General features: G+C 45.0%; 26 protein-coding genes. 11 read left to right on the plus strand and 15 right to left on the minus strand.

Annotated elements, in window-relative coordinates; genetic code table 11:
• Positions 1-466 precede the first annotated feature (466 nt).
• From kynU to QQL36_RS10115, 3 genes are read left to right on the plus strand one after another with little or no spacing between them, the layout of a single operon-like run.
• Positions 467-1,723, plus strand: a complete 1,257-nt coding sequence (kynU, locus tag QQL36_RS10105; RefSeq protein WP_321569650.1) for a kynureninase — start codon at positions 467-469, stop codon at positions 1,721-1,723.
• Between the two features lie 25 nt (positions 1,724-1,748).
• Positions 1,749-2,594, plus strand: coding sequence for a hypothetical protein (locus QQL36_RS10110; protein ID WP_321570577.1), 846 nt, complete (start codon positions 1,749-1,751; stop codon positions 2,592-2,594).
• Positions 2,595-2,611: 17 nt separating this feature from the next.
• Positions 2,612-3,103, plus strand: coding sequence for a 2'-5' RNA ligase family protein (locus QQL36_RS10115; protein ID WP_235643728.1), 492 nt, complete (start codon positions 2,612-2,614; stop codon positions 3,101-3,103).
• Positions 3,104-3,192: 89 nt separating this feature from the next.
• Here the strand turns inward: QQL36_RS10115 and QQL36_RS10120 are convergent, their stop codons facing one another.
• The 4 genes from QQL36_RS10120 to QQL36_RS10135 all read right to left on the minus strand — a co-directional run bounded on the left by QQL36_RS10120 (position 3,193) and on the right by QQL36_RS10135 (position 6,383).
• Positions 3,193-4,167, minus strand: a complete 975-nt coding sequence (locus QQL36_RS10120; protein WP_179091142.1) for a FecR family protein — start codon at positions 4,165-4,167, stop codon at positions 3,193-3,195.
• Between the two features lie 5 nt (positions 4,168-4,172).
• Positions 4,173-4,847 (minus strand): RNA polymerase sigma factor, encoded by a 675-nt coding sequence (locus QQL36_RS10125; RefSeq protein ID WP_083723389.1) that lies wholly within the window; start codon positions 4,845-4,847, stop codon positions 4,173-4,175.
• A gap of 208 nt (positions 4,848-5,055) precedes the next feature.
• Positions 5,056-5,367: a carboxypeptidase-like regulatory domain-containing protein gene (locus tag QQL36_RS10130; RefSeq protein WP_179091141.1), complete on the minus strand. Its 312-nt coding sequence runs from the start codon at positions 5,365-5,367 to the stop codon at positions 5,056-5,058.
• 275 nt (positions 5,368-5,642) lie between these two features.
• Positions 5,643-6,383: a Bax inhibitor-1/YccA family membrane protein gene (locus tag QQL36_RS10135; RefSeq protein ID WP_083723386.1), complete on the minus strand. Its 741-nt coding sequence runs from the start codon at positions 6,381-6,383 to the stop codon at positions 5,643-5,645.
• Positions 6,384-6,659: 276 nt separating this feature from the next.
• On the opposite strand from QQL36_RS10135, the gene QQL36_RS10140 reads away from it, so the two are divergent.
• Together QQL36_RS10140 and QQL36_RS10145 are read left to right on the plus strand one after the other, a co-directional pair.
• On the plus strand, positions 6,660-8,513 hold the full coding sequence (locus QQL36_RS10140) for a 2-oxoacid:acceptor oxidoreductase subunit alpha (RefSeq protein WP_321569651.1): 1,854 nt from the start codon (positions 6,660-6,662) through the stop codon (positions 8,511-8,513).
• An 87-nt stretch (positions 8,514-8,600) separates the two neighbouring features.
• On the plus strand, positions 8,601-9,182 hold the full coding sequence (locus tag QQL36_RS10145; protein WP_321569652.1) for a DUF6134 family protein: 582 nt from the start codon (positions 8,601-8,603) through the stop codon (positions 9,180-9,182).
• Positions 9,183-9,325: 143 nt separating this feature from the next.
• Here QQL36_RS10145 and QQL36_RS10150 read toward each other — a convergent pair whose 3' ends face one another.
• The 8 genes from QQL36_RS10150 to QQL36_RS10185 all read right to left on the minus strand — a co-directional run bounded on the left by QQL36_RS10150 (position 9,326) and on the right by QQL36_RS10185 (position 16,347).
• Positions 9,326-10,519, minus strand: a complete 1,194-nt coding sequence (locus QQL36_RS10150; protein WP_321569653.1) for a Gfo/Idh/MocA family oxidoreductase — start codon at positions 10,517-10,519, stop codon at positions 9,326-9,328.
• 2 nt (positions 10,520-10,521) lie between these two features.
• Positions 10,522-11,748, minus strand: coding sequence for an MFS transporter (locus QQL36_RS10155; RefSeq protein WP_321569654.1), 1,227 nt, complete (start codon positions 11,746-11,748; stop codon positions 10,522-10,524).
• Between the two features lie 119 nt (positions 11,749-11,867).
• The gene (locus QQL36_RS10160; RefSeq protein WP_083723381.1) at positions 11,868-12,581 is read right to left on the minus strand and encodes a YqjF family protein; all 714 of its coding nucleotides are present in this window, start codon (positions 12,579-12,581) and stop codon (positions 11,868-11,870) included.
• Between the two features lie 3 nt (positions 12,582-12,584).
• The gene (gene nth / locus QQL36_RS10165; protein ID WP_083723380.1) at positions 12,585-13,232 is read right to left on the minus strand and encodes an endonuclease III; all 648 of its coding nucleotides are present in this window, start codon (positions 13,230-13,232) and stop codon (positions 12,585-12,587) included.
• Between the two features lie 55 nt (positions 13,233-13,287).
• Positions 13,288-13,506, minus strand: a complete 219-nt coding sequence (locus QQL36_RS10170) for a hypothetical protein (RefSeq protein WP_083723379.1) — start codon at positions 13,504-13,506, stop codon at positions 13,288-13,290.
• Positions 13,507-13,668: 162 nt separating this feature from the next.
• Positions 13,669-13,938, minus strand: a complete 270-nt coding sequence (locus QQL36_RS10175; RefSeq protein WP_235643716.1) for an FtsB family cell division protein — start codon at positions 13,936-13,938, stop codon at positions 13,669-13,671.
• Between the two features lie 184 nt (positions 13,939-14,122).
• Positions 14,123-15,415 carry a phosphopyruvate hydratase gene (gene eno, locus QQL36_RS10180; protein ID WP_083723378.1) on the minus strand — a complete coding sequence of 431 codons (1,293 nt, stop codon included), beginning with the start codon at positions 15,413-15,415 and terminating at the stop codon, positions 14,123-14,125.
• Between the two features lie 14 nt (positions 15,416-15,429).
• The gene (locus QQL36_RS10185) at positions 15,430-16,347 is read right to left on the minus strand and encodes an ATP-binding cassette domain-containing protein (RefSeq protein ID WP_083723377.1); all 918 of its coding nucleotides are present in this window, start codon (positions 16,345-16,347) and stop codon (positions 15,430-15,432) included.
• 142 nt (positions 16,348-16,489) lie between these two features.
• On the opposite strand from QQL36_RS10185, the gene QQL36_RS10190 reads away from it, so the two are divergent.
• The 4 genes from QQL36_RS10190 to QQL36_RS10205 all read left to right on the plus strand — a co-directional run bounded on the left by QQL36_RS10190 (position 16,490) and on the right by QQL36_RS10205 (position 19,385).
• On the plus strand, positions 16,490-17,164 hold the full coding sequence (locus QQL36_RS10190) for a TerD family protein (protein WP_321569655.1): 675 nt from the start codon (positions 16,490-16,492) through the stop codon (positions 17,162-17,164).
• Positions 17,161-17,886 carry an HAD family hydrolase gene (locus tag QQL36_RS10195; RefSeq protein WP_321569656.1) on the plus strand — a complete coding sequence of 242 codons (726 nt, stop codon included), beginning with the start codon at positions 17,161-17,163 and terminating at the stop codon, positions 17,884-17,886. The genes QQL36_RS10190 and QQL36_RS10195 overlap by 4 nt, the downstream gene beginning before the upstream one ends.
• A gap of 8 nt (positions 17,887-17,894) precedes the next feature.
• Positions 17,895-18,452, plus strand: a complete 558-nt coding sequence (locus tag QQL36_RS10200; protein ID WP_083723374.1) for a TerD family protein — start codon at positions 17,895-17,897, stop codon at positions 18,450-18,452.
• A 135-nt stretch (positions 18,453-18,587) separates the two neighbouring features.
• The gene (locus QQL36_RS10205) at positions 18,588-19,385 is read left to right on the plus strand and encodes a TerC family protein (RefSeq protein WP_321569657.1); all 798 of its coding nucleotides are present in this window, start codon (positions 18,588-18,590) and stop codon (positions 19,383-19,385) included.
• A 49-nt stretch (positions 19,386-19,434) separates the two neighbouring features.
• Here QQL36_RS10205 and QQL36_RS10210 read toward each other — a convergent pair whose 3' ends face one another.
• Positions 19,435-20,127, minus strand: a complete 693-nt coding sequence (locus QQL36_RS10210) for a LytR/AlgR family response regulator transcription factor (protein ID WP_083723372.1) — start codon at positions 20,125-20,127, stop codon at positions 19,435-19,437.
• Positions 20,124-21,200: a histidine kinase gene (locus tag QQL36_RS10215; RefSeq protein ID WP_321569658.1), complete on the minus strand. Its 1,077-nt coding sequence runs from the start codon at positions 21,198-21,200 to the stop codon at positions 20,124-20,126. The genes QQL36_RS10210 and QQL36_RS10215 overlap by 4 nt, the downstream gene beginning before the upstream one ends.
• A gap of 85 nt (positions 21,201-21,285) precedes the next feature.
• On the opposite strand from QQL36_RS10215, the gene QQL36_RS10220 reads away from it, so the two are divergent.
• Both QQL36_RS10220 and bcp read left to right on the plus strand, forming a co-directional pair.
• Entirely contained in the window at positions 21,286-22,974 is a 1,689-nt protein-coding gene (locus QQL36_RS10220; RefSeq protein WP_083723370.1) for a M23 family metallopeptidase, read from the plus strand.
• Positions 22,971-23,432: a thioredoxin-dependent thiol peroxidase gene (gene bcp / locus QQL36_RS10225; protein ID WP_083723369.1), complete on the plus strand. Its 462-nt coding sequence runs from the start codon at positions 22,971-22,973 to the stop codon at positions 23,430-23,432. Before QQL36_RS10220 ends, bcp begins: the two co-directional genes overlap by 4 nt.
• A gap of 142 nt (positions 23,433-23,574) precedes the next feature.
• Here the strand turns inward: bcp and QQL36_RS10230 are convergent, their stop codons facing one another.
• A complete protein-coding gene (locus tag QQL36_RS10230; protein WP_083723545.1) occupies positions 23,575-25,125 on the minus strand; it encodes an SUMF1/EgtB/PvdO family nonheme iron enzyme in 1,551 nt (516 codons plus the stop codon).
• Between the last annotated feature and the right edge of the window lie 193 nt (positions 25,126-25,318).

A 25,318-nucleotide genomic window follows, 5' to 3' on the forward strand; every position in this document is an offset into this window, starting at 1 on the left:
ACATCATTAAACAGACAAAGAGTCAAATAACTGTTGTAACTGGCAGAGGAAAAATTGATAAACCGGTCATTACTGATTGACAGTGAAACAACGTGGTACCTTCCTAAGGAAGAAGGCCTATGATCATGAGATTTATTTATTGAAAACAAGATTATCAAACGGAATACTATATAGAAAGAAAGGAATATTGACTAACCAGTAATTTTTAAACAAACTGATATTATTAATAAGCAGCATTAGCAATTAACAGAAGGAAAATTTAGCAAACTATACATACTAGAATAACTGGCGCTATTGCATGGCGGTATTGAGTCCTGCATGATAGTGACGGGCATTATGGACCATAAAAATAATTGTACACGTTAAGGATTCTGTAATACACCAAAAGGGCCATTGAATACTCAATTTTTTTAAGTAGAGTCTTCGTTAAAAGCAGAATCTGCCCGGAAACAATGGAAATTGAATTATGTTTGATCTATCATGGGCATTTGCCGAAGAGCAGGACCGGAAAGACACATTGAAAAACTATAGGAATCAGTTTTATTTCCCACAGCGGAATGGAAAGGATGCGATATATTTTTGTGGTAATTCGTTAGGTCTGCAACCGAAGAATGTACAACCAGCAGTAATGCAGGAGTTAGAGGACTGGCAGCAATGTGCGGTAGAAGGATATTGGGGAGCCAGGAATCCGTGGTTGTATTATCAGCAATATTGCAGCCGGCCGATGGTGGAAATAGTAGGTGCCAGCCAGGAGGAACTGACAGTAATGAATACACTGACTGTCAATCTTCACTTGATGATGATGACATTTTACAAACCGACAAAGGAAAAATTCAAGATATTAATGGAAGCAGGTGCGTTTCCCAGCGATCAATACGCTGTGGAGACCCAGGTGAAACTGCATGGCCTGGATCCGGCGACGGCAATAATAGAAGTAGCGCCCCGTGAAGGAGAATTTTTAATAAGCGAGGAAGATATTTTTCAGATAATTGATCAGGAAAGTAGTAGCTTAGCGCTTATATTGTTGGGGGGAATAAACTATTATACCGGCCAATTGTTTAATATGCAGTCCATTACGAAAGCAGCTCACAAAGTAGGGGCTGTAGTCGGGTTCGACCTGGCACACGTAGTAGGAAACGTACCTGTGAAGTTACACGACTGGGAAGTAGATTTTGCCGTGTGGTGCTCATATAAGTATCTAAATGGAGGCCCCGGCGCAGTTGGAGGAGCATTTATACATGAAAGACATGCCCGAGACAGGAACCAGCCAAGGTTAGGCGGCTGGTGGGGCAACGAAGAAACCATCCGTTTTAAAATGGAAAAAGGCTTTGAGCCTAAAAACCGTGCAGAAGGCTGGCAAATAAGCACAGCACAGGTATTTAACATGGTAGCATTGAAAGCCTCGCTGGAGCTGTTTGAATCAGCTGGTATGGCAGCTTTGAGAGATAAAAGTATACAACTTACCAATTATCTTGAATTCCTGTTAAAACATATAGAAAACATAAAATTTGAAATAATTACGCCTAAAAATTGTAATGAACGCGGCGCCCAATTATCTTTGCTTTTCCATGACAGAGGTAAAGAAATCCAACAAAAGATGACGGAAGCCGGTATCATTGTGGACTGGCGAGAGCCCGGAGTCATTCGGATTTCACCGGCGCCCTTATATAACTCTTATGGAGACGTATTTCATTTTTATGAAATCATAGCAAATATTGCTTAAAACGCTTAATTAAGTACGATGAATTTTGAGAGAAACGAACGCCCCCGCAGGCCCTACTCTCCTCCTGGTGCAGACAAAGACCAAGATCCCAATAAGGAGAGACCAGGCGGTTACTTCAAACCCGATTTTAACAATGAAAGGGAGGGCAAACCTGGTGGTTACAACCAGGACAATGACAGACCTAATTTTAACCGTGACCGCGGCGAAAGCGGCGGTGGCTATAATCGCGGTGATCGCGATGGTGGCAGCGGTGGATATCGTCCACGCGACAACGGTGGCTATGGCGGCGGCGGCGGCTACGATCGCGGCGGCAGTGGTGGCTACGGTGGCGGCGGAGACCGTGACTTCAACCGTGAAGGCGGTGGTGGTGGCTATAACCGCGAAGGCGGTGGTGGCGGCTACAATCGGGGCGGCGGCGGTGGTTATGATCGCGGCGGCAGCGGTGGCGGTGGTTACGATCGCGGCGGTGGCGGCGGTGGTTACAATCGCGGCGGTGGCGGCGGTGGTGGTTACGATCGCGGCGGTAGTGGCGGTGGTGGTTACGATCGCGGCGGTAGCGGCGGTGGTGGCTACAATCGCGGCGGTGGCGGCGGTGGTTACGATCGCGGCGGTGGCGGCGGTGGTTACAATCGCGGCGGCGGTGGCGGTGGTTACGATCGCGGCGGCGGCGGCGGTGGTTACAATCGCGGCGGTGGCGGCGGTGGTTACGATCGTGGCGGCGGTGGCGGTGGCTACAACCGTGGCGGTGGTGGCGGCTTCGGCGGCGGTGGATTCCGTCCAAGACCAGGTGGCGGCGGCGCAAGACGTCCGTTCACTCCTAAACCAGATAACAAGATCTACTTTATCGCCCTGCTGCCTACAGCTGAGGTAGGTAAAGAGATCATCAAAATAAAGCAGGATTTCGCTGAGAACTTCGGTCCTATGTATGCGCTGAAAGTATTGCCGCATATCACACTCCAGGTTCCTTTCACAGCTGATCCTGCACTGGAAAAAGCTTTCTGCGATGAACTGGCTGAATTTGCTAAAACACAGGCGCCTTTCGAAGTGTCCCTGAATGGCTTTGGTACATTCCCGAACAAGCAGAACCGCGTACTGTTCATCAATGTTGAGAAGAGCGAAACTATGAGCGCCCTGCACAGACAACTGATCAACTTCCTGCGTAAGGAGTTTGGCTTCAGTACCATGCTGGCTCGTACAGGTTTTACCCCTCACGTAACCGTGGCCTTCAAAGACCTCGAAGATGCACAGTTCGAAAAGGCTTGGCCTGAATACGAAAACAAGGAATACACTGCTTCATTCAAAGTGAACAACCTGTATTTCCTCCGTCATAACGGTAAATCCTGGGAAGTACTGCAGAAGTGCAAACTGGGTGGTGCGTGATCGGAATGAGATTAACACTAATGAAAAAGAGGAAGGCGATCGCCTTCCTCTTTTTTTATTTTCCGTAGATCTTATTTTTTGTAGATTCTTTACTTCCTGTATATCCTGTAAGTATCTCCGTCTTTTAACCAGCCTGAGTTTGTCATGTCTGTAATTGAATCCAATACCTGTGGTAATGGTGGGATCCGGACAAACATTCTATTTAGATGGAAGGTGTCTATAGCTCTTTCTGCTACAATCTTCACCCCATAATAATCCTCCAGCGTTTTGAGTATATCATGAATCTCTGTACCGTCAAACACAAATTTATTCTCCTTCCACGCTATAAAATTCGCATCATTATTCGCATTCTCTTCAGGCTGCTTGCCTGCTGCAAAAGTCACTTTACGACCCGGTGTCACCACTAGTTTATGTGTGTCATGCGACACCGCTACCTTTCCAGTTACCACCGTAACTTCCACAGGTGTGGCAGCATATGCCCTAACGTCAAAAGAAGTCCCCAATACCTGCGTCTGTGTTTCATTCGCATACACCACAAATGGTCTTCCCGGTTGGTTCGCTACCTCAAAAAATGCTTCCCCTTCCAGGTGAATCGCTCTTTCTGCACCAGCCAGTTGTTTGTCATAACGTAAACGACTGTTTTGATTCATATAAACCTTACTACCATCCGGCAGGGTAATAGTCGTCTTTTCATTAGCGGCCGTAAGCGTGGTGATTTCATTTGGTCCACGCAAGGTGAAGTAGAGTAGGGTAGCTACCGCAATACCAGTAATACTGGCTGCGATACGCAGGTACATTTTCCTGTTGCTCACCACCTGCAATGTAGGTGTCTGTGTTGTATACACACGCTCCCTAAAGCGCTGCCAGTTGGCTGCTGTATCAGGGATAAATGTGGTGTCGTTGTCACCGGTGATCGTCCACGTACGCCTGATCTCATCGAAGTAACGACGATGCGTGGCATCTTCATCCAGCCATGTTTGCAACATGGTTCGCTCAGTAGGGGAGAGTGAATTCTCCAGCGAGCGTACGATCAGCGTATCAATATTTTCAATTTGCTCAGACATATATGTCAACATTGTAAAAGTAAAGGATAAAGCGCCGCTCCTGCTATGAACAGGATAGTTACCTGCAGATAATCCTGCAGGGAGATACGTAATTTTTTCAAGGCCGTCACCATCTGGTTCTCCACTGTTTTTACAGAGATATTCAGCGTAGCGGCAATCTCCTTGTATGATAGTTCTTCGTATCGGCTAAGTATAAAGATCTCTCTGCACTTTTCAGGCAGCCGGTCTACAGCTTGCTGAATATGTTGGGTAGTTTGTCGCAGGTTCATACCAGCGCCTGGATTTTCCGCCTGTACTGGTTCATGCTGTTCACCTAGTTCCATATGTACGCCTCTGCGCTTTTGTTTATCAACATAATCCAATGCCATATTGATCGCGGCTTTGTGCAGGTAAGCTTTAAAGTAAACATCCTGTAGTTCAGCCCGACGGTTCCATATCTTAATAAATACGTCCTGTGCAAGGTCTTCCGCAGTAGCAGTGTCCTGTACAATGCGGTAGATTGTCTTACAGACAAACGGAAACCAGCTCCTGAACAGTGTTTCCATGAACAACTGCTCATTCTCCTGTAATAATTTTTGCAATGCAGCATTTTCCGGCATGGTACAAAAATAACCTTTGTCCGTATTCCCGCTAGCATAGGTAGGGGCAGTACTGGAAAATGTCCTGAGTACAGCTTGCATATGTGACAATTAATTTGCTGTGATATAATAGATAACGGTTGTCACAGCTGATACCCCTATGTGATGGAAAAATAAAAAAGTCGGAAGAAAATTTCTTCCGACCATGACCGGGGCAGGTGCCCCTTAAAAAAAATGGAGCCGGCCATACTGAAGTATGGAACCGGCTTTTTGATTAACCCCTATGAAAACCAACTATTGCTATCTTCAATTATTTTTCTGACAGTTTAATTTCTCCGAGATCTGTTGCTTTTCCATCTTCCACTCTCACATTTGCAATCGTCACATCCTGGTATGGACTTTTGGCAGAAACTATCACTGTATATGTGCCGGCTTTGGCCTGTTGTAAGGAAAATGTTCCATCATTAACAGTCGCCTTCAAAGTATCTGTTCCCATAATCGCCCATGCATTGTTTGCTCCATCTGCAGGAGTTACTTTTCCTGAGATGCTTCCTTCATCACTTGTCCTGAATGCATACGCACCGAATACGGCAATAGCAAGGACTAACATTAATTTTTTCATGGTCGTTTCAATTGATATGGTTATGTAGAACTAAAATCAATTAACATGCCAACGGGCCAAAAATCAAATCAAGTAAGAAGAGGTTTAACATTCCTTTATACTAAACTGCAAGAGTCTGCTATAAACGTAGAAAGAGGTTTTTATTAAACGTAGCAGTAGGTTTTTATAAACGTCGAAGGAGGTTTGCCATCAGGCAAACCTCCTTCGACTCCCCTGAAAAGAAAACGCTTTTACCTTCGGCAAAAGCGTTTTCTTTTCAGTTATTTTAGTTCAAACTATCTTCTATTCAACTTAGACAGCAGTCGCAGTATCTCCAGATACAACCAAACCAGCACCACCAGCAAACCAAACGCTGCATACCACTCAAACCACTTAGGCATGCCCTGTGCAGCTCCCTGCTCAATCATATCAAAATTCAAAATCAGATTCAACGCAGCAATCGCTACCACCACCAATGAAAAGATAATACCAATCATACTACCCTCATGCAGGAAAGGAATATCTACAGAGAACAGACGCAGTACCAACGCAATCAGATAAAACACTGCAATACCTGCAGTCGCTGTATACACAATCGCACGGAACTTCTCAGTCGCACGCAGCACACCCAATCTATAAAGCACCAGCATTGCGACAGCAGTACCAAAAGTCAGACCTACAGCCTGCAGTACAATACCGTCATACAATGAGGAATACATTGCGGAAATAACACCGAGGAACAAACCTTCTGCCAGTGCATAAGCAGGTGACAAATAAGGCGCCCATTCTTTCTTAAAGCTAATAACAATTGCCAGTACAAAACCACCGATACCACCTATCATCAGGAAAGGAATATAGTTACCCTCTCTTGCGAGGATACCCCATGAGTAAACAGCAGCACAGATCACCAGTGCTAAGAGGAAAGCAGTCTTGTTGGCAGTACCCTTTACTGTCATTGAATTGTCCGTGGACTTCAGAGCAGCCTGCTGAAATGTCTTTTCATTCAGGACGGGATTATTGGGTTGGAATAATGCCATGATGTTATAATAATTATTTGTTAGCTAAATTACGATTTTCACTCATAAATATCGTAAACCAATTGCGAATTCCCTGTTAAACTCCGTTACTATTACTAAAAGTTATGAGCCATAACTATTAGCTATGCTGGCGGAAAGACAAAGTCTACTGACTTTGTGTACTTTTGTTAAAATTCAGCCTTCCGGAAAGTATATGATTTAAAACATGTAAATACTACCCTCCGAATCGTTAAATTTACAGCCTGAAAAAATATCAGTCGTTAAATAAGATCTTAAATGTCAAATACTTCGGTTCAACAGATAGAAGATGTGGTGATCAAGTTCGCTGGGGATAGTGGTGACGGTATGCAGTTGACGGGAACCCAGTTCTCCAATAATACCGCCCTGGTAGGTAATGACCTCAGCACTTTTCCTGACTTCCCGGCCGAAATCCGTGCCCCTCAGGGTACCCTGGCCGGTGTGAGCGGCTTCCAGCTCCACTTCTCCTCCAACCGTATATTTACCCCTGGTGATGCCTGTGATGTACTGGTGGTTATGAACGCAGCAGCGTTGAAAGCCAACCTCAAATCCCTGAAAAAAGGCGGTATCATCATCGCAAATACTGACGGTTTTGATGCAAAAAACCTGCGCCTCGCCAATTACCCAGATGGCGTAAACCCTCTCGAAGACGGTTCCCTGGTGAACTTTCAGCTCCATACCATGGACGTAACCAAGATGACGCGTGAAGCGCTCAAGGAAAGCACCCTCGGTATGAAAGAGAAGGACAGGGCCAAAAATATGTTCGTGCTTGGATTCCTCTACTGGTTGTATGACCGTAACCTGGAAAGCACTGAAAACTTCCTCAACGATAAATTCGGAAAGAAACCTGAAATCTTAGATAGTAACCTGAAAGTGCTGAGAGCAGGTTACAACCTGGGCGATACCGTAGAAGCCTTTACCACCCGCTACCGTGTGGAAAAAGCAAGAATGGAACCCGGTACCTACCGCAGCATTACAGGTAACACCGCCCTGTCTTACGGCCTCATCGCCGCCAGTCAGAAGGCAAACCTGCCCCTGTTCCTGGGTACTTACCCTATTACACCAGCATCTGATATCCTGCATGAGCTGAGCCGTTACAAAAACTTCGGCATCCGCACATTCCAGGCAGAAGATGAAATCGCAGGTATCGCTTCCGCAATCGGTGCGTCCTACGGTGGCCACATGGGTGTAACTACCACCTCCGGCCCGGGTATGGCTCTGAAAGGTGAAGCCATCGGTCTGGCAGTAATGCTGGAAATCCCACTGCTGATCATAAACATTCAGCGTGGTGGTCCTTCTACAGGGTTACCTACCAAAACTGAACAATCTGACCTTTTACAGGCATATTATGGCCGTAACGGGGAGTGTCCGCTGCCGGTGATCTCCGCATCCACACCATCAGACTGTTTTGATGTGGCTTACGAGGCTTTCCGTCTCTCCATCGCACATATGACACCCGTGATCCTGCTGAGTGATGGGTATATAGCAAATGGTGCTGAGCCATGGCGTTTCCCTAAGTCAGACGACCTGAAACCAATTCAGGTTAAGTTCAAAACAGCACTGGAAGAAGGTGAAGACAGTTATCTCCCTTATCATCGTGATGAAAACCTGGTGCGCCCCTGGGCAGTACCTGGTACACCTGGTCTGGAACACCGTATCGGTGGTCTGGAAAAACAGAACATCACTGGTAACGTGAGCTACGATCCTGAAAATCACCAGGTAATGGTGCGCATCCGCCAGGAAAAAGTTGATAAGATCGCAGATCATATTCCTCCTCAGACAATAGAACTGGGTCCTGAAAAAGGTAAAGTACTGGTACTGGGCTGGGGTTCTACCTATGGTTCAATCAAGAGTGCCGTACTGGAACTGCTGGCTGAAGGCCACGAAGTAGCGCATGCTCATATCCGCTACCTGCGCCCGTTCCCTAAAAACCTGGGTGAGATCCTGCATAACTATGATAAAGTATTGATTCCTGAAATCAACAACGGTCAGCTCATCAAAATCATTCGTGAGCAATTCCTGATCGATGCACAGGGTTATAACAAGATCATGGGTGTGCCTATCACAAAAGGCGAATTGGTGATTAAGATCAAGGAGCTGTTGCAGGCATGATAATCAGCTAACTAATATATTGGCAAAAGATCCTGTCCCCCGGGGCAGGATTTTTTTTGTATATTCATTTATCGCCAAATGTTTATTATGAAAAGCCTCGTACTGTCTTTATTACTTTCATTCCTGATGCTGGAAATAACCGCACAAACGCATAGCTATGAAATTCGCTATGGTAGTCATGTGATTGGCAACATTACCGCTGTGCAGAAAGTAGCAGGAACTGTCAGAAAGATTGCCATCCAGAGCAACGTTGATATGAAACCCCTTGCTAAGTTTAACCTCAATATCGACTGTGATTACGATAACAATATCTTGTTGATTGCCAATGCAAAACGCACTACCGGAAAGGAGGGAGACGATAAGTACAGCATTACTAAAAGAGATGGAAAGAATTACAGCATCAATCACAATGGGGAACGGTCAGTGTTGAACAATACAGATATCGTACATACGGTAGCGGAGTTATACTTCTTCGAACCTCATCATATCACCAGTATATTTTCGGAGCTGCAAGGCGCCTTCCTGCCACTCAGATCATTGGGGAATGGATTATATGAGCTGACCCTGCCAGAGGGCAAAAAAAACGTGTATAAATACGAAAAAGGCACATTGGTACAAGTAGAAATACCACAGGCATTTGGAAAAGCGCTGGTGGTTAAAATAACTTAGAATGGGTTTAAATAAGCTGAGGATAGCGTGCGCTACCCTCAGTGATTGTTTTAGTCTATAATTCAGTGAATGATTCAGTCTATAACGAGGACAAAGACAGCCTATAACCCAGTCAGGGTTTGCGTCTATATCCAGATAAATTTTTAGTCTATCACCTTTTCTATGATCTGCCCACTCACCTTATCCTTCAGGATCACTTTCTTCGTACCATAATGCGTCATTTCTTCCTTGACAAGATAATACTGTGAATCGTATTCCTGCTGAGTAACGTCTTTACCTACATTTTCACGACCTCTCCATATCTCCAGTTTTACCGGCTCCCACAATTTAGAAGCGGCACTGCGATAAGCGGCATCCAGAATAGCATTCACCACATACCCATCGTAAAACGTTTCCTGTGGTGCACGTTGCTGCTCCATGGCTGCGAACATATCGGTGAACATGTGATTGTAGCCCAGGTCATTCAGTTCATCGCCTACAGGGAATAACCATCCGCTGTTGCTTTCCGCTTTTTCAGCTACATAGTCTGCCCCCTTACCGGTGGTGAACATATCAAAACCTGTACGCAGGAAATTGTTGATCCAGATAGTACCTTCTGTACCCATCACTTCATCACGCAGGTCCAAACCACCTCTGAAAGTCCAGCTGACCTCAAATTGCCCGATAGCGCCATTTTCATACTTCACTAACCCGATGGCATGGTCTTCGGCATCGATAGGTTTTACCTGTGTATCGGCCCAGCACATCACCTCTACAGGTTTGATGTCTTTGCCGATAAATGACCGGGCTATTTCCACGCAGTGACAACCCAGGTCCAGCATACAACCACCGCCGGCTTGTTCCTTATCCCAGAACCATTCGCTGTGCGGGCCGGGATGTGTTTCTCTGGATTTGGCCCAGAGTATTCTGCCCAGTGCTCCGTTCTTCACACTATCCAGTGCTTTCAGGAACTTGGGTGTATATACAAGATCTTCGAGATAACCATTGAAGATGCCTGCCTTTTCTACTGCTTCCAGCATACGTTTGGCTTCTGCTGCATTACGGCCCAGGGGCTTGGTACAGATCACGCCTTTTTTATGTTTACAACACAGCAACACCGCTGCCTCATGGAGATTGTTTGGCAATGCAATACATACTACATCCACGTCAGGATGGGCAATAGATGCCTCCATATCGGTCGTCCAGTGTGCTACCTGGTAGTCTGTTGCAAACTTTTGTGCACTCTCTTCCCTGCGGGAATAAATACTCACAATCTTATCACGGCTACGCTGCCCCTGTAACGAGTCAGCATAAAATCGGCCTATGAAGCCTGAGCCTAACATAGAAATACGTTGCATACTTACAGAGCGGTTTTGGTTTGTTTTTCCTTGAATAATACGAGGAAGAGGAAGCATACCACCAGTGCAATACCAGCAGGAATGATCCACACCTTACGCCAGAATTCAGCTAAAGGCAGATCCTTGTAATGATCAGAAATGAGACCAGCTACCCAGAAACCGATCAGCATACCTACACCATAGGTAGCAAGCGTGATCAGACCCTGTGCGGCACTCTTATATTTTTCACCTGCCTGTGCATCAGTATAGATCTGACCAGACACGAAGAAGAAGTCATAACAGATACCATGCAGTGCAATACCGATGATCAGCATAAACAACAGATCATTTGCATCACCATATGCGAACAATACATAACGGATGGCCCATGCCAGCATACCAGCCATGATCGTCTTTTTGAAACCATATTTCTTGAAGAAGACCGGGATCAGCAGGATCAGGAATGTTTCTGACAACTGACCAATGGTCATCATCACCGTTACATGTGGCATTTTCATTTCTTCGAAGAAACGGTGTGCATTCTGGTAATAAAACGCCAGCGGAATACAAATGAGGATAGAAGAAATAAAGAAAATGAGGAAGTTGCCATTCTTCAATAAGCGGATGGCGTCGAGACCTAAAATTTCACCAATACTTTCTTTCTGGTTTTTGTCTTTTATCGGTGGCGTCTTTGGCAGACTAAAGCTGTAGAAACCCAGGATCACAGACGCGATACCAGCCATAGCAAAGGTGTTTTTCATGAATCCTGCAGCTACACCAGCTTCACTATCCCATGCAAAAGCAGAAACCAGCACACCTGCTATAATCCAGCCGATGGTACCGAACATGCGGATCACGGAGAATTCTTTTTCAGGATTTTTCATCTGGCGGAAAGAAACGGAATTCACCAGTGCGAGTGTGGGCATAAAGAGTACCATGTAAGCAAACACATACGGATAGAATACGCTTACATCTTCGGCACGAAACATCTGGAACATCAGCACAGCGCCTGCAAGGTGCAGTACGCCAAGGATGCGCTCAGCATTAAAGAACTTATCGGCAATCATACCGATGATAAAAGGAGCGATAATAGCGCCGTATGACTGTGTGGAGAATACATTGGCAGTGGCGATACCATCTGCATGAAGGTTCGCACTCAAATATGTTCCTAATGTAACAAACCATGCCCCCCAGATAAAAAACTCAAGGAACATCATAACGGATAGCCGGATACTGGTACTTGCTTTCATAACGATTTTATACTTAACAATGACGATAACTTTGCCCGTATAAGATAAGTAAAATAAAACCGAAATTCCAATAGGGTATGAAAAACGGGCTTTTTAGATAAACACCCGGTCATCTTTAATTATAAAATCCTTTTCGGTAGCACCGTAATTTCCGACCCCTCCGCCAGCAAAGCCGATATCGGCTGCTGACTCAGCATAGGCACAAACTCATCTCCATACAATGCAACTGTATCCACCTGATAACTATAATCAATCATACTATGCGTTCTCCACTGTGGATGCGTCACCTGGTATTCCCCGGTCTTATCAGCGCCCATATGGGTATATCCCCAGTAATGATCTGTAATAAATGCTGCTTCGCTACCCGGAGTAATAGGCAATGGCGCCGCATCTGCTTTTGCTGTGAGATGATTCCAGTGGGCACCCACCTTCCATTCATAACTCACTTCCAGCTCCTCCTCAGTATGTTTCCATCTATGCCGCATGGCATGTGTGGCATATTTCTCTTTATAAATAGTATTAGCTACAAATGTAATCGCATGCTTAGGCACCAGTTCCTTAATAAAAACCACGCCTCTCTTCCATGCCTGCCCATCCTTATACCTCACGTAAAACCGCAGATTCACCTCTTCAAAATGCCTGTGAAATGGAATTGACAAGCCAAGTACTTTCGTATTTTGAAACATAAACCCCACAAGACTTACATAATGTATGTCATTCCACGTATCCAGTTCGGTGCGATAAGGTACATAGCGCTGCAATACAGCCGGATCTGCCTGAAAATTGATCATGAGCAGATTGCGCCATTCTGCTGATAGAAAAGGACTTTGCATAGATTATTGTGCTTTTACCAGCGTCTTGTAGTACTTACAGACAGGCCTGATGCCACATTCCCCACACCTGGGGCTTCTGGCCACGCAGATGTACCGGCCATGCAGAATGAGCCAGTGATGAGCGATATGAACTTTCTCTTCAGGAATATATTTCAGCAATTGCAACTCTGTCTGCAAAGGTGTTTTGGCGTTCGTCGTCAACCCGATGCGTGCCGATACCCGGAACACATGGGTATCAACAGCCATATTAGGCTGATGATGTATAACAGAAGTAATGACATTGGCTGTCTTTCGTCCCACCCCTGGTAGCTTGACCAGTTCTGATACTGAATCAGGTATCTCCCCATTGAAGTCTTCCATGAGCATCTGTGCCATCCCGATCAGATGTTTCGTCTTGTTATTGGGATAGCTGATACTGCGGATCAGCGGAAATAGCTCATCAAATGTGGCGTGGCTCAAACTTTCCGCATCCGGGTACTTTTTAAAGATTGCCGGTGTGGTCATATTCACCCTTTTATCTGTGCATTGCGCAGACAGGATGACGGCCACCAGTAATTGATAAGGATTATCATAGAGCAGTTCCGTCTCCGCATTAGGAGCATGTTGCTCAAAATAATTTAATACAAAGGCAAAGCGTTCTTTCTTTGTCATACCTGTAAAGGTAGGGCAAAAAAGTTCTCAAAAATGTGAGTGCTGAAAGGGCTCCTTACTTAGTCGGCTGGGTCTTCTTCGCGTATTCTGCAATCGCTCTGATAGTCTCAGGTCTTGGTGAATAAATAATAGTGTCCAGCGCTTTGCGGGTTTGGTTCAGGCAGTTTTGTTCTTCGCGGGAAAGTTCAGGATCTTGATTATCCATTTTGTGCAATTTATTTGCGCTATCAGTTACAGAAAGAAAAGTAGAAAATAGATGTGTAGAATTCCCCATGCAAATAAGTTTTAATACAAATGATTAATTCATAACAGTATAACGGAGATTATGCAAAATGTATTGTCAAAATAAACGAAATATTTCGAAAGATATGATAAGGAAAGGATGGGCGGTAGAGGAGAAATGCTTGATAAACGAGGATTTGAACAGAAGGGGCTGTTATTCTTCCTCAGTGAAGATGAAAAGGTCCTCATCGTCCTTTTTCATGAGGTATTTTTCACGGGCAAACTTTTCCAGTTTGTCAGGGCTGGACAATAATTCTTCCTGTTCTTTGCGGGTTTTAACAATTTCTTCGCTGAAGAAAGCTTTCTGTTCTTCCAGTTTATTCACTTCGGAGGTGAGTTCGTACTGGGAGATGAAGTTTTTGCTATCAATAAATGCCAGCCATATTACGAATGCCGCTGCTGATACGAAATATTTATTTCGCATATATGCAGGGATCTTTATGGACTTTAATTTAGATAACATATCGGGTGGAAAGGTACAGAATTCATGCCATACCCAAAAAAAATCCGGGTTTTGACGTAAATCAAAACCCGGAATATTGACCACTAATGAAAACTCGGCAGTTAAAATAAATTATTCACTTGCACGAACTCCAATTTGTGAATGATTACTTCTTACCAAATTTAATGGATTTTCCCGGAAAATAAGCCGTAGTATCCAATTCTTCTTCGATACGCAGTAACTGGTTGTATTTCGCCATACGATCAGTACGGGAAGCAGAACCGGTTTTGATCTGACCGCAGTTCAGGGCAACAGCCAGGTCAGCGATGGTAACGTCTTCAGTTTCGCCGGAACGGTGGCTCATGATAGAAGTGAAACCAGCTTTGTGTGCCATGTTTACTGCATCGATAGTTTCAGTAACAGTACCGATCTGGTTTACCTTGATCAGGATGCTGTTAGCGATAGACTCGTCGATACCTGTTTTCAGACGTTTTACGTTAGTTACGAACAGATCGTCACCAACCAGCTGTACATTAGCACCTACAGCTTCAGTCAGTTTTTTCCAACCTTCCCAATCATCTTCAGCCATACCGTCTTCGATAGAAACGATTGGATATTTTTTGCACCACTCAGCCCAGTAAGCAACCATTTCATCGCTGGTGATCACTTTGCCTGAGCTCTTGTAGAATTTGTAAGTTTTATCAGCGTCGTTAAACATTTCGCTGCTTGCAGCATCCAGTGCGATACCGATCTGCTCACCTGGTTTGTAACCAGCAGCTTCGATAGCCAGCAGTACAGTTTCGATAGCTTCTTCGTTGCTCTGGATATCCGGAGCGAAACCACCTTCATCACCTACGTTAGTACTGTAACCTTTCTTTTTCAGTACAGACTTCAGGTGGTGGAAGATTTCAGTACCCCAACGCAGTGCTTCAGAGAAAGAAGGTGCGCCGAAAGGAACGATCATAAACTCCTGAAAATCAATCTTATTGTCAGCATGTACACCACCGTTGATGATGTTCATCAGAGGAACTGGCAGGGTAACAGCATTTACACCACCCAGGTAACGGTACAAAGGCAGTTCAGCCTGTTCAGCAGCAGCTTTCGCAACAGCCATAGATACAGCCAGGGTAGCGTTTGCACCCAGTTTACCTTTATTTTCAGTACCATCCAGTTCGATCAGATATTTATCGATACCGGCCTGGTCAGATACTTCCCATCCTATCAGTTCTTCAGCGATAATGTCGTTGATGTTGGCTACAGCCTGCAGAACGCCCTTACCCATATAAACCGATTTATCATTGTCACGCAGCTCTACCGCTTCGTGCTTACCAGTGGAAGCACCTGAAGGTACAGCGGCACGGCCAAAGTTACCGTCTTCTGTTGTTACATCTACCTCTACTGTCGGATTACCACGGCTATCAAGAATTTGCCTGGCATGGATTGCTGAAATGGTACTCATTGTTATAAATTGTTTTAAATTTTATTCGTCAATTCCCTGAAGATAGTTTCCAGACTTTGAGAATTGCTCTGCAAAGAAAGTATGTTCCTGTTATTTATCAAAGCAAATTGTAGTAGGTTTTTTCGCACAATTTCCAGATCATTGGTATACAACTGCCAGCTTTGGGCATCTGTCTGCCTGACGTGAGTCACACCGCCTATTGACAATAACTCTGGCTCATCCGGCCCCTGGCCACCAAAGCTCACTTGTATATAACCATTATCGTCACCTCCTTGTTGCAAATTGGCCAATGAATCGTCAGCCACTATTTTTCCCTTATTGATAATGATGACCCTGTTACACATCGCCTCTACTTCCTGCATGATGTGGGTACTGAGTACGATGGTCTTTTCTTTTCCCAGGTTCCTTACCACATCCCGGATCACATCCAGCTGGTTGGGGTCAAAACCGTTAGTGGGTTCGTCCAGGATCAGCACCTCCGGATCATGGATCAGTGCCTGGGCCAGACCCACACGCTGCTTGTATCCTTTGGAAAGTGACTGTATTTTTTTACTTACTTCCGGTGTCAATCCCGTCAGTTCAATGATTTCTTCAATCCTGCGCTTGCTATTGCTGCCCAGATTGTGTACCTGCGCCATAAAGCCCAGGAACTCCCGGATATACATATCCAGGTATACAGGATTGGATTCAGGCAGGTAACCTACCCGTTTACGAACTTCCAGCGGATGCGTCGCCACATTGAACCCACATACAGTAGCTTCACCACTGGTGATGGGTACATAACCCGTGAGCATCTTCATGGTCGTACTTTTGCCCGCACCATTGGGTCCCAGAAAACCAACTACCTCTCCCTTACCCAGCGTAAAGGAAATATCGCTGACTGCTTGTTGCTCTCCGTAGACTTTGCTGAGTTGTTTGACTGTGATTGACATTAGGTTTTTCCGGTTTGGCGGGGCTAAAGTACGGAATTTAATAATTTGTATCACCCCATTTTAACCTAACATAAACATAAAATACCTGCGAATGCTTTATATTCACGGGCACATTGTATAATCTAACAACCCGGGATTTAAAATGGCAATAAATTTAGTAAAGGGACAAACCATTGACCTGCGCAAGAATGACAAAGGTGAAAGCTTCGATCTGTCTGCTGTCACAATAGGATTGGGATGGGATATCCGCAAATCCGGCAGTGGCGGCTTTCTGGGGAAATTATTAGGTGGTAATAAAGAAGCTGAATATGATCTGGATGCAATCGCATTTCTGCTCGATAAGAACGGAAAAGTAGCAGATCTTGGCAGGACAATGAGAACAAATGATGGTCGCAACATCAGCCTCCACCAGGGCGATGTGATCTTCTTCAACAGCCAGCAGCACCCTTCAGGACATATCTGGCTCACTGGCGATAACCGTACCGGCGCCGGAGATGGAGACGATGAACAGATCATCGTAAAACTTGACAGCCTGGATCAGAAGTATGACAGGATCCTTTTCCTCGTTACCATCTACCAGGGCCGTCAGCGCAATCAACACTTCGGTATGGTAGATAACGCATTCATCCGGGCGGTAGACAAAAACGGTAAAGAGATTGCCCGCTTCAGCCTTTCCGGCGATGCAGCGTATAATAATATGCAGGGAATGATCTTCGCCGAAGTATATCGTAAAGACGGTACCTGGAAGTTCAGGGCACTGGGTGAACCAAAGCCGAATGATAGCTTTGTGGAAATCCTGAAAAATTATGTGTATTGATCGCGATAGAAAATATCAGGCACATCTCGCTGGATGTATGGATGACCCTCATCCGTTCTAATCCTGCCTACAAGGAATTGCGGGCTGCCGGATTCCGTAAATACTTCCGGCTGGACGAGCATTCCCCGGCTACCGTGGAAACAGCGATGCGGGAAGTAGATGTGCTGGTGAATAATATGAATGAAGTGACGGGCAGGAATGTGCACACCTTTGAAATATACCTGTTATGCCTGCATAAACTGGGCAGAGAAGTAAAAGGAATCACAGAAAAACAATTATTAGGTTGCTATACAGCGCTGGAAGAATTGTTCTTTCATTATCCGCCCGTACCGTTATACAATAATCTGCATACACTGTTCGACGGTATCAGGGCCACTGGCCGAACCATCAGCTTACTGAGCAATACCGGTTTTATACAGGGCCCGGCATTGCGCAGGGTAATGCAGCAGTTTGGATGGGAGCAATATTTCTCCTTCCAGTTGTATTCAGATGAAATTGGGCATTCCAAACCAGCGCCACATTTCTTTGCACAACTCCTGGAAAAAACCCGCTACCTGCATGGTGCAGGGTTATCGCCTGCCCAGATATGGCACCTGGGCGATAATCCACTGGCAGATGTAGAAGGGGCTACAACCGCTGGAATGACGGCCTCATTGACAACAATTGATAAGCAACCGCTGGATCAGCTATTACAACTGGCGGCCTTTGATCATGCAAAATAAAATGCACTATGGCAATCAATCTGCAAAAAGGTGAAAGAGCAGACCTGGCATTACCGAAATTCACCATCGGACTGGGCTGGGATGTAAATGAATCGCACTCCGGGGCTGAGTTTGACCTGGATGCTTCTGTATTCATGCTGGGAGATAACAGGAAGATACCTGCTGATGAATATTTTGTATTTTACAATAACCTGGAATCGCCGGATAAGTCGGTAAAGCACTCCGGAGACAATCGGACTGGTGCTGGCGATGGAGATGATGAAACCCTAACGGTAGATCTGTCCATCATCAACCCTGCTATCAGGGAACTGTGTGTTGTGGTAACTATCCACGATGCTGCCGGCCGCAAGCAAAACTTCGGACAGGTACGCAACAGCTTTATCAGGATATTTGATGCAAACACCAACCAGGAGATCCTGCGCTATGAGCTGGGAGAAGATTTCTCTATAGAAACAGCAGTAGAGTTCGGCCGTATTTATAAACGTGAAAATAAATGGCGTTTCGAAGCTGTCGGCGCTGGTCAGCGCGGCGGCCTGCAGGAATACGTAGACCGTTATGCCGGATAATAACCGGATCATATAATATTCAGAATAATCGCTGATGCCGCGCTGGTATCAGCGATTTTTTTGGAACACTTGTACGGATGGCAGAAACCTGTTAGTTTTACAAACCTAAAGAGAAATTTTAAACCGACTTGCAACATGACTGAATTTATCCAGGAGATCATTAATAATCCCATCCCTTCCTTATTAGTTATCGGGAACCTGATCATTATCGAAAGCCTGCTATCTGTGGATAACGCCGCAGTACTGGCGACAATGGTAATGGACCTCCCTAAAGACGATCGTAACAGAGCATTAAAATATGGTATCATCGGGGCTTACGTATTCCGTGGTATCTGCCTGGCATTTGCCGCTTTCCTCATTCAGTTCTGGTGGCTGAAACCAATTGGTGGTTTGTACCTGTTGTACCTGACTATTAATTACTTTAAAGAAAAGGCTGCTAAGAAAAGACAGGCCGAATCAAATGAAGAACCTGAATCTGTAGATAAAACACAAAACTGGTTTTACAAACATACTATCGGCTGGATGGGCCCATTCTGGGCAACTGTAGCTGTAGTAGAAGTAATGGACCTGGCTTTTTCTCTGGACAACGTATTTGCCGCTGTGGCATTCAGCAAAAATATCGTTCTGGTATGGACTGGTGTATTTATCGGTATCCTGGCTATGCGGTTTGTAGCACAGGGTTTTGTAAGACTGATGGAGAAATATCCTTTCCTGGAAACTGCCGCTTTCCTCGTGATCGGCGTACTGGGTATCAAACTGCTGCTGGCGGTGTATGAGCACTTCTTCGAAGGCAATGCATTTGCAACTTTCCTGGGTAGCCATGAAGCTGACTGGGCCACTTCTATCATCACAGTAAGCATCTTCTTAGTACCAATTCTGACAAGTATTTTATTTAAATATCCTAAGCCACATACATTAGGAGAAACTAAGTAATCTGTATATAGAAAAAATTGAAAAGGCGTGTCGGAAGATGCGCCTTTTTCTATTTAAACCATGTGTGAAAGTTCGCTTCGTAACTGCTGCCAATGGGGATTTCCTGGGTGCCGATCAATATCGTTTTATTCCTGACCTGGTCAATTTTTGATAAGGATACAATGTACGATCGGTGTACCCTTACAAAGGCATGTGCAGGTAGTTTTTCCAGCATTACTTTCATCGTCATGCGGATCACGAGTGCTGGCTGATTGAGGAGATGGATTTTCAGATAGTCATCCAAACCTTCAATAAACAATATATCCTTCAGGTCAATTCTTGTTAACCCATAATCCACACGTAATACCAGTTGTTGCTGATCATTTTTCTGTAAACTTTGCTGGTATTTTAGCTGGGCCTGTGCTTTTTGTACGGCCTGTTGAAAACGCTCGAAGGTAAAGGGTTTCAACAGGTAATCCACTGCATTCAGGTTAAATCCCTCTACAGCATATTCACTATGTGCAGTGGTGAAGATCACCATCGGTTGCTGGGTAATAGATTTATATAGATCAGTGCCTGGAATGGAAGGCATGTTGATATCAAGAAATAGCAGATCTACAGGAGATTGAGAGATGTATTGCAGGGCTTCTTCCGGTTTGTTGAACGTGTGTTGCAGCCGCACGAAATCGATGCGCTCACAGAAGTTTGAGATCAGGGTCAGTGCCGGCAATTCATCATCTATGGCAATAGCTTGTATGATCATAAGAGTTGCAATGAAAGTGAAACGGAAAAGTGATCGGCAGCATCTGTAATATCCAGTGTATGCCTGCCGGGATACAGGAGTTCCAGGCGTTTCCTGGTATTCTCTATCCCCAGTCCGCTGCTGGCAGCAGGGATGTCATTGAAAGCAACTTTTTTGTTGAATACATGAAATTTTAATAGTTGCTTCCCGATGGCAATGTCGATTTTGATATCCGCATTTTCAGAGGCATTGATGCCATATTTGAAGGCATTTTCCAAAAATGAAATCAGTATCAGCGGCGCAATCAGCTGGCCGGAAGGTGCACCATTCACGGTAAATGCAAGTGGGAGGGAAGTGCCGAAACGGATACGCTGTAACTCGATGTAGTCGCATATATAATCAATCTCTCTTGAAAGAGGTACCATGTGATGACCGGCATCGTTAAGCACATACCGCATCATGCCGGATAGTTTGACCACGGCAGTCGGTGTTTCATCAGATTTTACCACAGCCAGTGAGTAGATGCTATTGAGCACATTGAAAAGGAAATGAGGATTGATCTGTGCTTTCAGGTAAGACAGTTCCGCATTGAGTTTCTCCTGTTCTGCCTGTTTCCATCGGTTACGGATTTTCAGGATCAGAGAGAAAAATAAGACGGCCAGAAAAAGGAAGATCTGGTGCCCCATGTCTATCAATAAGGAATGTTTATGCGGCTCAGGACGGTTGCTAAAATGGCTGAATTCAGGCGGGAGAGGAGGCATTCCCTGTGGCCGTTGATGAAACACATTATCACCCACTATCAGTGCATTGGGTAGTAATACAATCAACCCAAAGCAAATAATAGCCAGTGCAAAAAAGCTAACATACTTCCTGCGGAAGTAAAAAGTAGGTATGAGCCAGAAGAAATTGAAGTAAAAGAATAGCAGTAGCAGGACATATACGATAAAGTCCTTCATAGCTGGCGGAAACCGCAGCAGGTCGTATAGATTGTTGGCATCAGGAGAAAAAACAATCGGCAGCGCCAGGAAGGTAACGCAGCCGGCTATGTGGATCAATAGCTGTCTAATTTTATCGCCTGTTAGTACTGAAGTCATGTATTACAAATATAAACTTTTACTTTTTTCATTTGGATAGGCCAGCTAAAGGCCATTCTTTTCGCAGACTCCGTATTTTTGTAACATGATCAAACGAATCCTTGGACTTTGTTTCCTCCTGCCGCAGCTGTTACATGCGCAATTACCAGAGAAGAACTATCCTCGTGGGTACTTCCGCAATCCACTGGATATACCTATCCAACTGGCAGGTAATTTTGGCGAGCTCCGCCCTAACCACTTCCACGCGGGGCTTGACATCAAAACCCAGCAAAGGGAAAACCTGCTGGTACATGCCGCTGCAGATGGTTATGTAAGCCGCATAGGCGTATCCCACACCGGGTATGGCAATGTAGTCTATATCACCCACCCCAATGGGTATACTACCGTATATGGTCACCTGAACCGTTTCTTCCCCGCTCTGGAAGAATACGTAAAGCAGCAGCAATATTCCGCAGAAAGCTGGGTACAGGATCTGAAGATCCCCGCTGGCAGGTTTCCTGTAAAGAAAGGGGATTTGATTGCATGGAGTGGTAATACCGGTGGTTCAGCAGGTCCACATGTGCATTTCGAGATCAGAAGCACCCAGACAGAACACGGACTGAATCCGTTATTATTCGGTTTCGACATAGCAGATGCCACCGCGCCTGTCGTATCCCGCATTGCGATTTACGATATGGAACGGAGTATCTATGATCAATCCCCCATTATACTGCCTGTAAAGAAAGTAGGCGGTGAATATGTGACTACCGCCCCGGTGGTAAAAGTAAAAGCCGCCAGCATAGGATTGGGTTTGACTGCGGTAGATAAAATGAGTCCTACAGCGCCAAATACCTATGGTATTTACCAGGTGGTATTATTCGACGAAGATGTACCCAATACCAGCTTCACCATCGATAATATCGGTTTTGACGAGTCACTGTACATCAATGCACATATAGACTACAAAACGAAGAAAAGCGGTGGCCCATGGGTACAGCTGTTATTCACCCTGCCAGGCAATAAACTGAGCATTTACAAGGATATGCAGGGAGATGGTGTACTGGACCTGTCCGATGGCAAGCCACACCCTGTAAAGCTGCAGGTAAAGGATGCCTATGGCAATACCAGTGTAGTAAAAGTAACGCTCCAGCAGAATGGTGAGTCAGATAAGGAATCTTCCTGTGCAAATACCATGTATGCAGAGTCAAGGAATATCTTTGAAAACAACCAGGTGGAATTCTATCTGGATGAAACAGCGCTGTACGACAAGATCTGCTTCAACTATGCAGAACTGGATGGTAAGAGTGGCTTCTCTTCTTACCGCCTGCACACGCCACTGGTGCCTGTACACACACCTTTCAACCTCCGTCTGAAACCAGAAAAACCACTGCCCGCCAACCTGGCGAACAAAGTGGTAATGGTAAGAGAAGGTTTGGGTGAAACCATCACCGGTACGACCATAGATAATGGCTGGTATGTAGGTAAGTTCAGGGAGTTCGGTACCTTCCGTCTGGCAGTAGATACAATTGCACCTAAGATTACGATCATCGGTGGGTTAAAGAGTGGAGCAAAACTGTCCGCAGCAACTAAACTATCTTTTGCTATGAGCGATGCAAATGGTATTAAGAGTTACCGTGCTGAACTGGATGGCAAGTGGCTGATGTTCTCCCGTCGTAGCAATGTGCTGACATATAACTTCGATAATCACTGCCCTGCAGGCAACCATATGCTGACATTAACTGTTACAGATTTGGCCGGTAATGCATCGGTGTATACATTTAAATTTACAAGATGACACATTTGAAAGAAGGAGATAAAGCCCCCATATTTAAAGGGGTAGACCAGTCAGGGAATATGGTTTCCCTGTCTGACCTGAAAGGAAAGAAAGTAATACTGTATTTCTATCCAAAAGATATGACGCCTGGATGTACGGCACAGGCCTGCAACCTTCGTGATAATTACACAGCTTTATTGCAGAAAGGATATGCAGTGGTCGGTGTAAGTACAGATGGTGAAAAGAGCCATCAGAAATTTGCAGAGAAGTATGAACTGCCGTTTCCTTTATTAGCTGATGAGGATAAGAAGATCGTGGAGCAGTATGGTGTATGGGGGGAAAAGAAGTTTATGGGGAAGGTATATGATGGAACGCATAGGACGACTTTCCTTATTAATGAAAACGGTGTGATTGATAAGATCATTTCCAAACCAGATACAAAGAATCACACAGAAGAAATTCTCGAAATCTGGAAATAAGTAATTTGCATTCAGGGCCTCCGCAGGAGCCGCATGCCAAAAACAAACCCTGATCGCTAAGCGATCAGGGTTTGTTTTTGCGCGTAAATAAAAGAGGCGCGGTCATTCGACCGCGCCTCTTTTATTTATTTATAAGTTGAAACTATCTCTTCTGACGTTGTTTCTTAAACAGGTTACCTGTCTTAAACTTATTACCCTCAGGGCTACCTACACGGTCCATTGCACAACGGAAACCTACTGTATTAGTCGCCATATCTTCCTGCATGTAACGACGTGTACCAGGAGACAACCAATAAGCTCTGTCATTCCAGCTACCACCTTTTACCACGTGAGATTTATCATTGATCAGGGAAGTTACACCATAACCATACTCAACCTGTGACAGGGTATCACCATCCAGATAGTTGATCACATCACCTTTCTGGTAGTTCAGACGGTTAGCACTTTCCTCATCCGTTACATCACGCATTTTCAGGTGACCCAGGCTATCCTTTTCAGGCTCATTCTCACCATTCATATAAGTAGTCTGGAACTTGTTACCACGGAAGTAGTTGAAGTCATCACCGTCGATTGGGTTCAGCGGACGATAAACGTCCAATACCCACTCGCTCACGTTACCAGACATATTATAGATACCGAAAGTATTCGGGAAGTAAGCAGTGATCGGACCAGGAATAGACGCACGGTCATTCAGACCACCGGCCATACCCATGTTATCACCAGAACCACGCTTGAAGTTCGCCAGGAACTGACCTTGCCATGCACCACGGCGGATATCTCTCAAACCACTGTTGTTGGTACCCCAGGAATACACCTGTTTGTTCATGATCAACTCCTCACCACGTTTACCTTCTTTCTTGGAAGGACCAGGGTTCTGGCCAATGTAACCCAGTGCCGCATATTCCCACTCAGCTTCTGTTGGGAGACGGTAGTTAGGTAACATTACACCATCCTCGAACTGAGCAGTACGCGGAGAACCATCCGAGTTTCTGAACTGTTCTTTGGTTTGTTTAGTCATCTTGCCGGGAATACCTTCGTACAGACCAGCCGTGTAAGACTTGGTATCGAATGTATTGTCATCGGCCTGATTGTTCATATCTGTTTTAGACAGCAGTCCTTTTTCGATCAGCAGCTTTTCATTCACACGGTTAGAACGCCATTTACAGTAGTCAACAGCTTGTTTCCAGTTCACACCTACTACCGGATAATCGTTGTAGGCCGGGTGACGGAAGTAATACTCTACCAGCGGCTCGTTGTAAGCCAGCTCGCTACGCCATACCAGGGTATCTGGCAGTGCCTGACGATAAACAGCAGGGAAAGACTCGTTGTACATGCGACGTAACCAATGCAGATACTCACGATAGTGTATGTTGGCTACCTCTGATTCATCAATATAAAAAGATGATACAGTGATACGACGTGGAATGTTATTCCAGTCAGCCATTACGTCCTGTTCGGTCGCACCCATGGCAAAGGTACCACCTTGTACGAATACAAGACCAGGGCCAGTTTGCTGATCTTTATTTTTTGCCACACTGAAACCACCCATTTTTGGGTCATTATAGTTCCAGCCGGTAGCGGTGGATTTATCCTTCTTTTTACTGAAGGCCCCGCCGCCATTCTTATTACAGGCAGTCATTGACAGCATGACACTGGCGCCTAAGAGGAATGAGACAGAGGTTAATCTATGCATGCGATTCAACTTTATTATTTGATATTTATGGTAAACGCAAATTTAGCACATTTTATTTTATAGTAAAAATAATTAATCTGTAAGCCTTTGCGTTCTAATTAGACGTATCATGTTTTAAATCAATGCTTTGTATTTTAAAAGGCAGCATGGCATACGTATTAATTTAATATTATCTGCGTCCCATGATTTGCTT

This window comes from Chitinophaga sp. LS1 (assembly GCF_034274695.1).
Taxonomy (GTDB): domain Bacteria; phylum Bacteroidota; class Bacteroidia; order Chitinophagales; family Chitinophagaceae; genus Chitinophaga.